This is a genomic window from Bacillus sp. FJAT-27445 (genome assembly GCF_001510665.1).
GTDB lineage: Bacteria > Bacillota > Bacilli > Bacillales > Cytobacillaceae > Bacillus_D.
Map to the genome: position 1 here is coordinate 674,071 of NZ_LMTI01000002.1, position 13,231 is coordinate 687,301.

The 13,231-nt window shown below is 45.3% G+C and carries 17 protein-coding genes and 1 riboswitch; of the genes, 9 read left to right on the forward strand and 8 right to left on the reverse strand.

All coding sequences use genetic code 11. The features are described from left to right. Nucleotides 1–205: 205 nt before the first annotated feature. Both metK and AR337_RS07990 read right to left on the reverse strand, forming a co-directional pair. Complete coding sequence (gene metK / locus AR337_RS07985) at nucleotides 206–1,405, reverse strand: methionine adenosyltransferase (RefSeq protein ID WP_059171597.1); 1,200 nt, start codon at nucleotides 1,403–1,405, stop codon at nucleotides 206–208. A 224-nt stretch (nucleotides 1,406–1,629) separates the two neighbouring features. After that, nucleotides 1,630–1,748, reverse strand: a riboswitch (SAM riboswitch). 115 nt (nucleotides 1,749–1,863) lie between these two features. Next, a complete protein-coding gene (locus AR337_RS07990) occupies nucleotides 1,864–2,238 on the reverse strand; it encodes a thiol-disulfide oxidoreductase DCC family protein (protein WP_059171472.1) in 375 nt (124 codons plus the stop codon). A gap of 128 nt (nucleotides 2,239–2,366) precedes the next feature. On the opposite strand from AR337_RS07990, the gene pckA reads away from it, so the two are divergent. Then, nucleotides 2,367–3,956: a phosphoenolpyruvate carboxykinase (ATP) gene (gene pckA, locus AR337_RS07995; RefSeq protein ID WP_059171473.1), complete on the forward strand. Its 1,590-nt coding sequence runs from the start codon at nucleotides 2,367–2,369 to the stop codon at nucleotides 3,954–3,956. A 152-nt stretch (nucleotides 3,957–4,108) separates the two neighbouring features. Here pckA and AR337_RS08000 read toward each other — a convergent pair whose 3' ends face one another. Together AR337_RS08000 and AR337_RS08005 are read right to left on the reverse strand one after the other, a co-directional pair. Further along, nucleotides 4,109–4,351 (reverse strand): DUF2584 domain-containing protein, encoded by a 243-nt coding sequence (locus AR337_RS08000; protein WP_059171474.1) that lies wholly within the window; start codon nucleotides 4,349–4,351, stop codon nucleotides 4,109–4,111. Nucleotides 4,352–4,389: 38 nt separating this feature from the next. Continuing rightward, the gene (locus AR337_RS08005) at nucleotides 4,390–5,181 is read right to left on the reverse strand and encodes a S9 family peptidase (protein WP_059171475.1); all 792 of its coding nucleotides are present in this window, start codon (nucleotides 5,179–5,181) and stop codon (nucleotides 4,390–4,392) included. 114 nt (nucleotides 5,182–5,295) lie between these two features. Between AR337_RS08005 and AR337_RS08010 the strand changes: the two genes are divergently transcribed. From AR337_RS08010 to AR337_RS08020, 3 genes are read left to right on the forward strand one after another with little or no spacing between them, the layout of a single operon-like run. Continuing rightward, nucleotides 5,296–6,294 (forward strand): ABC transporter substrate-binding protein, encoded by a 999-nt coding sequence (locus tag AR337_RS08010; RefSeq protein ID WP_059171476.1) that lies wholly within the window; start codon nucleotides 5,296–5,298, stop codon nucleotides 6,292–6,294. Nucleotides 6,295–6,316: 22 nt separating this feature from the next. After that, complete coding sequence (locus tag AR337_RS08015; protein WP_059171477.1) at nucleotides 6,317–7,084, forward strand: ABC transporter ATP-binding protein; 768 nt, start codon at nucleotides 6,317–6,319, stop codon at nucleotides 7,082–7,084. Further along, on the forward strand, nucleotides 7,074–7,877 hold the full coding sequence (locus tag AR337_RS08020; RefSeq protein WP_059171478.1) for an ABC transporter permease: 804 nt from the start codon (nucleotides 7,074–7,076) through the stop codon (nucleotides 7,875–7,877). Before AR337_RS08015 ends, AR337_RS08020 begins: the two co-directional genes overlap by 11 nt. Before the next feature lie 31 nt (nucleotides 7,878–7,908). Here the strand turns inward: AR337_RS08020 and ytkD are convergent, their stop codons facing one another. Then, nucleotides 7,909–8,388 carry an RNA deprotection pyrophosphohydrolase gene (gene ytkD, locus AR337_RS08025; RefSeq protein ID WP_059171479.1) on the reverse strand — a complete coding sequence of 160 codons (480 nt, stop codon included), beginning with the start codon at nucleotides 8,386–8,388 and terminating at the stop codon, nucleotides 7,909–7,911. 165 nt (nucleotides 8,389–8,553) lie between these two features. Here ytkD and AR337_RS08030 point away from each other — a divergent pair, with 165 nt between their 5' ends. Beyond that, entirely contained in the window at nucleotides 8,554–9,378 is an 825-nt protein-coding gene (locus AR337_RS08030) for a DUF6612 family protein (RefSeq protein WP_059171480.1), read from the forward strand. A gap of 15 nt (nucleotides 9,379–9,393) precedes the next feature. On the opposite strand, the gene AR337_RS08035 is transcribed toward AR337_RS08030, so the two are convergent. Then, a complete protein-coding gene (locus tag AR337_RS08035) occupies nucleotides 9,394–9,726 on the reverse strand; it encodes a hypothetical protein (RefSeq protein ID WP_059171481.1) in 333 nt (110 codons plus the stop codon). 151 nt (nucleotides 9,727–9,877) lie between these two features. On the opposite strand from AR337_RS08035, the gene AR337_RS08040 reads away from it, so the two are divergent. Then, nucleotides 9,878–10,132, forward strand: coding sequence for a DUF6154 family protein (locus AR337_RS08040; protein WP_059171482.1), 255 nt, complete (start codon nucleotides 9,878–9,880; stop codon nucleotides 10,130–10,132). Nucleotides 10,133–10,308: 176 nt separating this feature from the next. Next, nucleotides 10,309–10,467 (forward strand): YtzI protein, encoded by a 159-nt coding sequence (gene ytzI, locus AR337_RS23090; RefSeq protein WP_253701577.1) that lies wholly within the window; start codon nucleotides 10,309–10,311, stop codon nucleotides 10,465–10,467. Nucleotides 10,468–10,555: 88 nt separating this feature from the next. On the opposite strand, the gene AR337_RS08045 is transcribed toward ytzI, so the two are convergent. Beyond that, nucleotides 10,556–11,029, reverse strand: a complete 474-nt coding sequence (locus AR337_RS08045) for an S-ribosylhomocysteine lyase (RefSeq protein WP_059171483.1) — start codon at nucleotides 11,027–11,029, stop codon at nucleotides 10,556–10,558. 143 nt (nucleotides 11,030–11,172) lie between these two features. Between AR337_RS08045 and yidD the strand changes: the two genes are divergently transcribed. Then, entirely contained in the window at nucleotides 11,173–11,445 is a 273-nt protein-coding gene (gene yidD, locus AR337_RS08050) for a membrane protein insertion efficiency factor YidD (RefSeq protein WP_059171484.1), read from the forward strand. Here the strand turns inward: yidD and AR337_RS08055 are convergent. Beyond that, nucleotides 11,442–11,999, reverse strand: coding sequence for a carbonic anhydrase (locus AR337_RS08055; protein ID WP_059171485.1), 558 nt, complete (start codon nucleotides 11,997–11,999; stop codon nucleotides 11,442–11,444). The two genes, yidD and AR337_RS08055, sit on opposite strands and share 4 nt — an antisense overlap. A gap of 220 nt (nucleotides 12,000–12,219) precedes the next feature. Here AR337_RS08055 and AR337_RS08060 point away from each other — a divergent pair, with 220 nt between their 5' ends. After that, the gene (locus AR337_RS08060; protein WP_059171486.1) at nucleotides 12,220–13,200 is read left to right on the forward strand and encodes a zinc ABC transporter substrate-binding protein; all 981 of its coding nucleotides are present in this window, start codon (nucleotides 12,220–12,222) and stop codon (nucleotides 13,198–13,200) included. The last annotated feature ends 31 nt before the right edge of the window (nucleotides 13,201–13,231 follow it).

Consider the following 13,231-nt stretch of genomic DNA (forward strand, 5'->3'; position numbering starts at 1 on the left):
CTAACCATCCGCGGAAAACCACCGCTGATGGAAGGTTCACTTTATACTAACATTTTTCATTAAAAAATTGCACTTGCAGGTTAAGGAAAAATACGGCAACACTTGGATTTTACACCAAAAAACGTGTTGCTAAACACCTTTTCCTTTATTGACGGAAATTAAAAACGGGAGTTGCATGATATTATGCAACTCCCGTTAAGCCCATTTATTTGGATGCCTGTTCCTTCAATGCGGCAACCTTGTCAGTACGCTCCCAAGGGAGGTCGACATCATTGCGGCCAAAGTGGCCGTAAGCGGCTGTCTGCTTGTAAATTGGTTTGCGAAGGTCAAGCATGTTGATAATGCCTGCTGGGCGAAGATCGAAGTTGTTTTCAATCAATTCAACTAGGACCTCTTCGCTCACAGTACCAGTTCCAAACGTATCAACGGCAATGGAAACCGGCCTTGCAACTCCAATCGCGTAGGCAAGCTGTACTTCAACCTTATCAGCAAGCCCAGCCGCGACTAGGTTCTTTGCAACATAGCGCGCAGCGTATGCTGCGGAACGGTCAACCTTTGTAGGATCCTTGCCCGAGAAAGCGCCGCCGCCGTGGCGAGCATAGCCGCCATACGTATCAACGATGATTTTACGGCCAGTCAAACCTGCATCGCCTTGAGGGCCGCCGATAACAAAACGTCCAGTCGGGTTGATGAAGTATTTTGTTTTGTCATCAATGAGTTCCTGTGGTACGACAGGGTTAATGACATGCTTTTTAAGGTCGCTCTGGATTTGTTCAAGTGATGCCTCAGGTCCGTGTTGGGTTGAGATAACGATTGTATCAATCCGTACTGGATTGTTGTTTTCATCGTATTCAACTGTAACCTGTGTTTTCCCATCAGGGCGAAGATATAGAAGCGTTTCATCCTTACGAACTTCCGTCAGCCTGCGGGAAAGCTTGTGTGCAAGCGAAATAGGAAGCGGCATAAGTTCTTCTGTTTCATTGCAGGCAAAACCGAACATAAGGCCCTGGTCCCCTGCGCCAATTGATTCAATTTCTTCTTCGGACATACTGCCTTCACGGGCTTCAAGCGCCTGGTCAACACCCAATGCGATGTCGGCGGATTGCTCGTCAATAGAGGTTAGTACTGCGCAAGTATCGGCATCGAAGCCGTATTTTGCGCGAGTATACCCGATTTCCCTTATAGTCTCGCGGACGATTTTAGGAATATCGACATATGTTGAAGTTGTGATTTCACCCGCTACAAGAACAAGCCCTGTTGTAACGGAAGTTTCTGCAGCGACGCGGGCGTTCGCGTCTTTTGCCAGGATTGCATCTAAAATCGAATCAGAAATCTGGTCGCAGATCTTATCTGGATGGCCTTCAGTTACTGATTCAGATGTGAACAAACGGCGTTTTGATGGCATCTGGATTCCTCCTATATTTGCTTTATAAATGAGGTCAGCTGCATGGAACATTTCCGGCCTGCCTTGCAACCTCGGTTTCACGGTACTCATTTCCCTAAGTAGTATGAAGTAAACATGGGGGTTTTATGAATACCCCGCTACTAAAGACGCTGATTAATAAGGCTGCAAATAAAAAACCTTCCCTATTTGAGGAAAGGTTGACATCGCGTGATTTGCGCCTTTCACTCTTATCGTTCAAGGCATGCGCCTTGCGTCAGGTTGGCACCTTTGCTGAGCAAAAATTCCTCTGTAGCAGGTTGCCGGGCTTCATAGGGCCTGTCCCTCCACCGGCTCAGGATAAGAGAGTATCCGTTCAAGGTAAAATCATACCACACTGTCGAAGCATGTCAATGATTTTTATAAGAAAAAATCAGCAGTTAAACCATCTATTTTAAACGTGAATTTTTACTATGAACCAATTAAATGGAACAGCTGCCATCCTCGCACTTTTCCCCCATCCATTTGATTCTGTTCCGGGCAATCCAATTATAAATGGGAATGCCAGCTTTCGAAGCAAATGGGAGATAAAGGAGAAGTGCCGGAATGAAGGTAAGCGGGAATTGGAGGAGCAGTTTCCTAATCGCAAAAAAACCCTTGTAAACCGTGCCATCCTCTTGAATAAGATGCAGTTCCCTGCGAAGGTCCAATGCCCTGAATGCCGGATTCAGTCCTTCCTTTTTATATTCCTGGAGCGACATCCACTTGATGCGTCCTAGCCAATCAAGTTTTTGTGACTTGGCCTTGGACTTGGTGCATAAAACGCAATTCCCGTCATAAAGCGCCAATAGCTTCATTCCAGCCCACCTCCAAAAAATTAATTAAGAAAAAAACAGTTATTAGTATAGACCAATTAATCAAATGTGCTATACTAATCGTGAGATTAAATAACTTTGACAAACAAAAGCAAAGGGGAAATCAATACATGTTTGGTGTGCATAATCCAGAAACTCCGTTCAAACTTTTAAACGAAGCGAACCTTCAAGTCCAGCTCTCCGTTCCGGAATTGGTGGAAAAAGTATTGAGCCGTGGCGAAGGGCTGCTGACATCAACCGGTGCAATCAGCGTTTCGACTGGTAAATACACAGGCCGCTCTCCTGGAGATAAGTTCATTGCAGATGAAAAGTTGAGCAATAGCAAAATTGACTGGGGTGCCATAAATCAGCCTATTTCCGAAAAGGCATTCTCTACCCTCTATAATAAAGTACTGGATTATTTAAAACAAAAAAATGAACTATTTGTGTTTAACGGATTTGCTGGAGCCGATAAAAAATACCGTCTTCCAATCCAGGTTATTAATGAATATGCGTGGCACAATCTTTTTGCACACCAGCTCTTCATTCGCCCGGAGGAATCCGAATTGCTTGGCCACTCCCCGGAGTTCACCATCATTTCGGCCCCTGGCTTTAAAGCAGACCCTAAAGTGGATGGAACTAAATCAGAAACATTCATCATTATATCTTTTGAAAAAAGGATTGTCCTAATCGGCGGTACTGAATACGCCGGTGAAATGAAGAAATCAATTTTTTCCGTCATGAATTATTTATTGCCGGAAGCAGGAATCATGCCAATGCACTGTTCAGCCAACGTAGGGATTGAAGGCGATGTCGCCCTGTTTTTCGGGCTGTCAGGTACAGGAAAAACGACTCTTTCCGCTGACCCGAACCGCCGCTTGATTGGCGACGACGAGCATGGCTGGTCGGCCAACGGCGTCTTTAACATCGAGGGAGGCTGCTATGCGAAAACAATCAGCCTGAGCCGTGAAAAAGAACCGCAAATCTTTGATGCGATCTGCTTTGGCACCGTCCTAGAGAACGTCGCGGTTGACCCAAACAGCAGGCTGGCGGATTACGATGACGGTTCCTTGACTGAAAATACACGTGCTGCCTATCCTCTTGAAGCGATTAAGAACATTGTTTCGCCAAGCGTTGCCGGACATCCAAATACAATTGTATTCCTTACCGCGGATGCTTTCGGAGTCTTGCCTCCGATTTCAAAACTGACGAAGGAACAGGCAATGTACCACTTCCTAAGTGGTTACACATCTAAACTGGCCGGAACTGAGCGGGGAATTACCTCGCCGCAGGCAACATTCTCAACTTGCTTTGGGGCGCCTTTCCTGCCGCTGCCGGCAAATCGCTACGCTGAAATGCTCGGCGAGAAGATACTTGAGCATAATGCACAGGTATTCCTTGTTAACACAGGCTGGACTGGCGGAGCCTATGGAACCGGCAGCCGAATGAAGCTTTCCTATACCCGGTCTATGGTCCAGGCTGCCCTTGAAGGCGAGCTGAACAACATCGAAACGGTCCAAGATGACATCTTTGGCCTGCATGTGCCGCTCCATGTCCCAGGTGTTCCCGATGAAGTCCTTCAGCCTGAGAAAACATGGGCCGATCAAGAGGCCTATCGCGAAAAGGCAACAGAACTTGCTGAAAAATTCCGTAACAACTTCAAAAAGTTCGCTGGCGTCAACGCGGATATCGTGGAAAAAGGCGGCCCTATCGCCAAATAATAGAGTTAGCCCTCCCAGTGAACGGGAGGGCTTTTTTATTATGCTGAACTACATGACAGCACCTTAAGAAACGCCTGTCAAAAAATAAAAACTCCCGGCTTTTACCGGGAGCCCTCCTTAACCAAGGTATGTACCATCAATGTGTTTAATCGTCAATTCGGTGAACTTAGCGAAATGAGTTCGTAGGTAATCCGCGTTTTTCCGCCTTCAAGCTCTACTTTTCTGATTTTTGCCGTTCCGTTTGAATCCGCATCAATCGTCCTTCTAATGTCAACCGGAATATCAATTGGATAAAGGCGATAGCCCTCTTTTTCAAGCTGAAACAAATTTTCCTCAAGCCTTTGCTCCCGGCCTTTGGTTACAATCATCGTATTCACTTCAAGAGGCATTCCCATTCCCTGTTCCTCCTTCACTTTTTCTTTCTTTAATCATATCACTTACGGCTGTGGCTTTTCATCCACTTCGCTACATCCTCGACAACTTTCCTGTTGACCGCCGGCGGGAAGAAATGGGTAAATTCTCCAAAGTACCAGCTTTCGGCTGGCTTTTCCAGCTCCTTCAGCCTTTTTTCAAGCCGGTAAGAGTGCTCTGCGGAAACATTTCCGTCTTTCGCTCCATGAATAATCAGGACGGGCACCTTAAGATTCTCCAATTCGTAAAGGGGCGTCCTGAATTGGTACCTTTCCGGGTATTTTACGGGGGTTCCCCCGATGACCCGTTTCATCATCCTTCTTAGGTCTTTTCTTTCTACATAAGTAAGAGCCATATCGCTAACCCCGCCCCAAGTCACCATCGAAGCCGCATCTGGGAATTCCAGCGCCGTTAAGAGCGCCATTACTCCACCTCGGGAAAAGCCAAATATATGGACCTCCTGGACAGCCGGGAGCGATTTCAATAGCAGGAACGCGGAAAAAGCGTCCTGACGGTCCTCACCGGCAAAATCCTCATCACCTTCCCCGCCCTGGTTTCCACGGTAAAAAGGAGCGAACACCGTGAACCCCTCCGATGCAAATTGCGCAATCCTTGCCGGGCGTACCTTCCCAACGTTTTTAATACCCCCGCGCAAATACAAAAATCCATCTGTTGGTTCATAGCCAACCGGTTTTGCAAGCAATCCTTTTACCCTCAGGCCGCCGGAAAAATAGGTAACCAAAGTCAGGGCCACATCCGGATTTGGCGAAGGGAATCGTTGCTCCGCTATGATTTGTCCATCTGCTGCCACCATCTGTATCCCTCCAACATTATATTTTTAAAAATATGGGCATTCACACAATCACATCAAGGCCCATACGATATCTCAAGAACAAATAGCCCATTATTTTTGCCAGGAGGTATTGATATGAAAAAACGTTACAGGGCGGCAATGATGATGCTTGTAGCCGCTATGCTGGTCCTCTCCGCATGCCAGGATAAAACGGAGGAAAAAAAGCTTGAGAAAATTCGCGTGGCTGAGGTAACCAGGTCGATTTTCTATGCCCCAGAATATGTTGCCCTTGCAAAAGGCTTCTTTAAGGAGGAAGGCCTTGATGTAGAGCTGACGACCACATGGGGCGGTGACAAAACAATGACCGCACTGCTTTCGGGCGGTGCCGATATAGCCCTTGTTGGGTCGGAAACCTCCATTTATGTGCATGCACAAGGTTCGAGCGATCCTGTTATCAATTTTGCCCAGCTGACCCAGACGGACGGCACTTTCCTTGTCTCTCGAACGAAAATTGATAACTTTTCCTGGGATATGCTGAAGGGCAAAACCTTCCTTGGCCAGCGCAAAGGCGGGATGCCGCAGATGGCAGGCGAGTTTGTCCTGAAAAAACACGGCATTGACCCCCACAAGGATTTAAAGCTTATCCAAAACATTGACTTCGCGAATATTGCCAATGCATTTGCCGGCGGGACTGGGGAATTTGTCCAGCTTTTCGAGCCCACTGCAAGCATTTTTGAAAAAGAGGGCAAGGGCCATATTGTCGCTTCCTTCGGAACGGAGTCCGGACATCTCCCTTATACCACATTCATGGCTAAAGAAAGCTATATGAAAAATAATCCGGCGACAATCGAAAAATTTACAAGAGCCGTTTACAAAGCCCAGCAATGGGTCGAAAAAACGGATTCAAAAGAGATAGCTAACGCAATTGAATCGTATTTTGAAGATACAGACCCCGGGATTATTGAAACTGTCGTGGAACGCTATAAGAGCCAGGGATCGTTCGCCACCGATCCAGTCCTTGATGAGGAAGAATGGAATAACCTTCAGGACATCATGGATGAAGCAGGCGAACTTCCCAAGCGGATTGAACATAGTATCCTCGTGAATACCATGATTGCCGAAAAGATTAAATGATTGCCCAAAAGGAGGCCGCCTTATGAGTTTCCTGACCATTGAAGGAATCCATCACACTTATTTCACAAAAAATATGGCAGTTACGGCCCTCTCCGATATTGGGCTTTCGGCGGAGGAAGGAGAATTTATCTCCTTCCTTGGCCCAAGCGGCTGCGGAAAAACGACATTGCTTTCCATCATTGCAGGATTGATTGCTCCAACTAGGGGAAGCGTGCTGGTAGGCGGCAAGCCAACATCTTTTGCCAAAAACGAAATCGGCTATATGCTTCAGCAAGATTATCTTTTTCCATGGAAAACGATTGAAGAAAACGTCCTGATTGGCTTAAAGCTCGCTAAAACGCTAACCCCCGAACGACGGGAAACGGCAATCAAACTGCTGGAGGAAATCGGCCTGCCAGGAGTCGAAAAAAAACTTCCGAAACAGCTTTCAGGCGGGATGAGGCAGCGGGCGGCCCTTGCCAGGACCCTTGCAGCCGAACCAAAGGTGCTTCTTCTTGATGAACCTTTTTCCGCCCTTGATTACCAATCAAAGCTTAAACTCGAAGATCTTGTTTCATCAACGTTGAAAGGACTTGGAAAAACGGCCGTCCTCGTCACACACGATATCGGCGAAGCAATCGCGATGAGTGACAGGGTGTATCTCTTCTCCTCAAGTCCGGGCCGGATCCATAGAACTTTTGTGATTCCGGATGAAATAAGGAAGCTCACGCCTTTTGAATCGAGGAACCATGAGTGCTACAGCAAAATTTTCAAAGAAATATGGAAGGAGCTGGAGTCTCTTGAACAATGAAACAGCCATCAGCTCCCAACATGCACTATACCTGCTTTCCCTAAAGAAAGAAAAGCGGAAGGTCCGATTTTTTCAGTTGCTGATTTTCATAGTATTTTTCTCCGGCTGGGAGCTATGCAGCCATAAGCAATGGGTAGACCCGCTCATTTTCAGCTCCCCTTCGAAAATTTGGAGATTGCTGGTTGAAAAGGTGCTGGATGGCAGCCTTTTTTCAAACCTTGCCATTACTTTATCCGAAACGGTTGCCGGGTTTATTCTTGGAACACTGCTGGGAACGTTGATTGCCGCAATCCTATGGTGGTCTCCCATCCTGTCAAAAATTCTCGACCCCTATTTAGTCATCCTGAATGCAATGCCGAAAGTTGCCCTTGGCCCTATTCTCATTGTTGCTTTAGGACCCGGCTACACGTCAATCATCTCGATGGGTGCCATCATCTCGATCATCATCACAACAATCGTAGTCTATACGTCTTTCCGTGAAGTCGACCCGAACTACTTGAAGGTTTTGCAGACATTTGGGGCTACCAGGTACCAATGCTTTAAGGAAGCCGTCCTGCCGGCATCCTTCCCGACAATTATTTCAACGCTGAAAGTGAATGTCGGTCTTTCGTGGGTTGGAGTTATCGTTGGTGAATTCCTTGTATCTTCAAAAGGACTCGGCTATATGATTATTTATGGCTTCCAGGTATTTAATTTTACCCTTGTGCTATTGTCCCTGCTCGTCATTGCCATTTTCGCGACATTAATGTACCAGATTGTTGCGATGATAGAGAGAAGGCTCGTAAAGGATTGAAAAAGTTCCGGCTGGACATCTGTGCCAGCCGCTATTTTTCCAGAAGTTTTTGTTCCCTAATCCGCTCCAGGCATTCGCCTATGACACGATCCTTCATGATAAAGCTATAGTCTTCTCCAAATCGCAGTTCACCCAAACTTCCATCAACAAAATGGGGGCCAACCGTTTCAAAATAGGAATCCTGAGCCTGCACATCCTCTACTTTCCCGAAAAAAACTGCTTTTACAAAGGCATGCTCGGTGCTGGTTACACGATAATCAGCTAACCAATACAGCTGCCCGAGCACTCCTCCAGTTTCCTCAAGGACCTCACGGCGGGCGGCCTCTTCCAGTGTTTCGCCCGGTTCCACCTTTCCACCCGGAAATTCCAATCCGCGCTTCCCATGCTTCGTCAACAGCCACTTTCCTTTATAAACGCAAATGGCCAGAACATGGCCTGTTTTTTCACAAAATGCGTTTCTTTTAAAAGATAGTTCAACCTTATACCCGTTTATATCCTGAAATTCTTTCATCCCTTATACCTTACCCCACGAATTATTTTTTCACTTGCTACACTTTCATAGTAGCCTTGATTTCCCTTCCTTTCAATTTACTTGTGAATTTTTCGCAGAAAGCGTTTCACTCTGGCCATTCTGGCTAAAGGAGAATAATGAGAACAAATTGGAAGGAGGGTCTATTTGAAAAAATATCGTATAGGGATGATTGGATTGGCCCTCCTTTTGCTGACGGCGTCCTGCAGTATTAATAGGGAGGACAGCCGTGAGAAGGCAACTGCCCCCGATTACACCCCAAAACAGGTGATTTCCAAAGCAGAAATGGCTTTCGAAAAATTAAGGGGCCTGTCCGTTAATCTGGAAATATCCCAGCACATGCAGGGATACGAAGCGGGGAGCAATGTGAATCTCGATTCAAAAATTCAAACTGATATCCTAACTGAACCGGTAGCCTTTCATCAAACATCCGAGATAAAAAATGCCCTCACCGGGGAGGTTCAACTCTCGGAGGCCTACTATACGAATGAAGGAATGTTTCTGTATGACGGAAGCCGAAGGGAGTGGAAGCGTTATTCCCCGGAAATAGCTTCAGCTACAATCCTGCCTTTCGCGCAAATGAACCCGGCAGCCGAGCTTCACACGGCGGAAGGATTATCAGAGACCTTATCAATGACAAAAACTAGCGAGGAATACATTGTTACGTTAACAGCGAATGGAGGTAAACATGAGGAAGAACTTAAAAAAATAATTATGGGCAGAATGCCTGCAATACTGCAGCGCAACAAGGAATTTCTTGAACGCATGAAAATAACAGCGTTCAATTATGAACTTGCTGTTAACAAGAAGAGTTTTCTTCCCTCCCGGTTTAATGCCAGGGCTGAAATAGTGCTTTTCAATGCTGGAAATTCTGTTACAATGAAACAGGAGATGGAAGGTTTTTATAAAAATTTTAATAAAATCCGGGAAATTTCTGTGCCTGAATCCATTCAGCAGCTGGCGGGAGAATGAACCGTACGGTTGTAATCATGCCAACGGATCCTCGAACAGTATACCCATTTCCTGTATATGTTTCTTTGCCTGTTCATCCCCAAGTTCAAAGATAGCCTGGTAAATTTTTTGCAGCCTTTCGTCGTATGCGTTATTTTCCTTATCATGGTGATATTCAACAAAAGGAATGTGGGCCCTGATGAACGTGCGCCATTCATTCCAATAATTCTCATCAAAGGCGGAGCGCAGTTCGGTAATTTCGTCATCGGTTGCCTCAATCTTGAAATTCCAGGTAGAGTTCGTTCCGTCCCTGGAAATCTCACCGTTTGCTATTGAGACATAATACGTTTTCTTTTCATTGTCCAACACAGCTTGGCTCCTTTCAACTCTATTATGAATTGTTTCCCTCAAAGAGGAATCATTTATTCATGGGGCCCTTGCTTGGATAGGAATACTTTTTTTAACAAAGGGTATTAAAATAATAAGCTAAAAATTTCTTCTTGTCTGGAGGTGAAGTGTTGTGAAATTAGTTGATGAGCTGTATGAATTATACCGCAACAAGCTTACCGGGGATGAAGAAGATATTGATATGCTTGCATTTGCCTTTCTAGAGGAAATGACGCATGAAGATTTGCTTGCACTGATTCAGGATATGGACAAGCAGGAGCTGTATGACCTTATGGGGATTTATCTCATTGAAAGCCTTAAAGGGAAATTTGCCAAGGATGATTATGGGCAGCGCGCCGTAACCTTCTATCCTAGAAATATACATTAAAAATACATAGGGGTTGGGAAAAAGAGGACCTTCCGTAAAGTTAGGGTTCTTTTTTTTGCATAAGAAAGGGATGGCGGCTCTTTGGCCTTTCCCCTACCCTTATGCTACAATGAAGGCAAAAGGAACAGCCGAGAGGAAGGCTGGATGGACAACGGGGGATGAAAATGGTTTTTGTAATGATATTCAGCATCATTATTTGTATCGCAGTCATTTGGCTCACAGTCATTGTTACCAATAAAGCCTACGCTTTCAGACATTCGGTTGATACACTGGATTCAGGTCGCAATGAAACTAAAGACTCAAAAAATAGCATAGAGAACGCAGCTAATAAGTAAAAGGCTTCCCGGATAGAAAATCCCGGGAAGCCTTTTGCTTTTGTAGAACCTATTACTCTTCAAACCTGGAAATCTGCCAGATGTACTGTTAAGCAAAAACCTGCTTCAATTCTTCCTTGCTATGGCCGAGCCAAAAGCGCATCAGCTTCTTCGCGCCTTCAAGGTCATGAAGCTTTGCCTGGCCGCACTGCTTCTCATTCGCAGCCGGTATTTCAGTTATTTCAACGGCATCCTTCATTGTGTCATCAAGCAGATCAATGATTTCTTCCACCGTCGGTTCACCGCTTACGACTAGATAGTAGCCAGTCTGGCAGCCCATCGGCGAAATGTCGATAATATCAAAATGCTCGTATTTATCCGCATGCTTACGGATATTAAACGCAAGCAGATGTTCAAGTGTATGGATCGAATCCGGCTTCATTGCCTGTTTGTTCGGCTGGCAAAAACGGATATCATATTTATTAACAACTCCGTCGCTGCCGACTTTATGGACGCCGCAGTGGCGGACATATGGAGCTTTAACGGCATTATGGTCAAGATCAAAGCTTTCAACTGAAGGCATGCATTTCACTCCTTTAAGCATTCTAGCCTAATAATACCATAAATTCCGACTAATTTCATCTACATTTAGGAAATTCATGTTTTAGACGCCTTACCTCTTTTGTGATAAAGTGATTAGAAAAGCGCAAAAATGGAGAAAGCAATATGCTGAAAAAAATTTTTATCGGAATCATCCGTTTTTACCAAATCGCCATTTCCCCTTTAAAACCGCCAACCTGCAGATTCTATCCAACCTGTTCCACATACGGGCTTGAATCCGTCCGCAGGTTTGGCGCGCTTAAGGGTGGCTGGCTCGCAGTTAAAAGGATCGCCAAATGCCACCCGCTTCATCCCGGCGGCATTGACCCTGTTCCGGAAGAATGGCCTGGCAGGAAAAAAGCGTCCGAATCAAAACGTATTCAGGGCCCTCCTGATTAATAACCGTTCACCACGAGGTCAAGCTTGCCTGTTTCCGGGTTGATAACAAGGCCGTGTACGGGAAGATCAGCCGGCATTAGCGGATGTTTTTTTATCATCTCGACACTGTGCTTTACGCTATCGGTCACGTTATCAAAGCCGTGCAGCCACTGGTTGATGTCTATTCCCGAATAATTGAGGGTATCGAGCGTCTCTTCTGCAACGCCCCTCTCTTTCATGGATTCAATCACCGCCTCCGCTTTCATCCCGCTCATACCGCAATCATGATGGCCAATCACCATAACTTCCTCTGCTTGAAGCTGATAAACTGCTACTAGGATGCTGCGCATGATACTCCCAAACGGGTGGGCAATCAATGCACCGGCATTCTTAATTAATTTCACGTCTCCATTGCTGAGGTTCATCGATTTTGGCAAAAGCTCCAAAAGCCTTGTATCCATGCAAGTCAAAATAACCATTTTTTTATTCGGAAATTTTGTTGTCTGGTACTTTTCATATTCCTTATGTTCAACGAAGGTTTTATTGTATTCCAGAATTTCATTCAGCATTTCCATTTGTACCTCACCTTTTTAACTAGATTTACTGCGGCTAGTTTGCCACAAAAGTTTCTTTTTATAGAATAACGGAATTTAGAAAGGAAAAACAATTTTAAGCTTGCTTTCCAATAAATTTTTGTGTATGATAAACCAGTCAACAAATCGGAATCATTACGTATTATAATATTTTTTTGAGATACAAATCGGAATCAATACGATTTGAAGAGGGGGAACAATGATGAAGAAGAAAATGCTTGCACTCTTTGTCCTGTTGGCTGGTATGATTCTTACCGCGTGCGGCAGCGATGCTGGCCAGAAACCCGCAAAGAAGGATGACAAGGATGTGCTGACCGTTTATACGACGGTTTACCCACTTCAATATTTTACCGAAAGAATTGGCGGAAAGCACGTGGAGGTTCATTCCATCTACCCTCCAGGCGCAGATGAACATTCCTTCGAGCCCTCACAAAAGGATATGATTTCTCTCGCTGAATCCGACCTGTTTATTTATATTGGCCTTGGTCTAGAAGGCTTTGTTGAAAAAGCAAAGCAAAGCCTGAAAAATGAAGATGTTACAATGATTGCCTCAGCAAAGGATATTCAGTTGGAAGAAGGTATCCACGAGGACGAACACGAAGATGGAAGCAGCCATGACGATGAAGGTACCGGGGATGAACACGGTCATAACCATGGAGGGATTGATCCGCATATTTGGCTTGACCCTGTTTATGCGAAATCAATGGCAGCGGCTATTGAAAATGCCCTGGCCGCCGAACTGCCGGATCACAAGGCTGATTTTGAACAAAATTATAATGAACTTATTTCTGACCTTGAAGCGCTTAACCAGAAATTCAAGGACACCGCAGCAGGTGCAAAACACAAGGAAATCATTGTCTCCCACGCAGCTTTTGGCTACTGGGAATCGAGGTATGGCATAAAGCAAATGTCGATTGCGGGAATGTCGACTGCGAGCGAGCCCACCCAAAAAGATATGAAAAGAATTATCTCGACAGTGCGAAAGGCCGGCATAAAATACATTCTCGTCGAACAGAATGTATCTTCCAAGCTTGCGAAAACTGTTCAGGCTGAGACAGGCGCGAGCATCATCCCCGTCCATAACTTAGCGACATTGACCGAGAAAAACATCAAGGACAAGGAAACGTATTTTTCAATTATGGAAAAAAATATTAAAACGCTAAATACAGCTATGAATGAATAAATATCTCCCTAAAAGCATCCCTTGCCTCTCC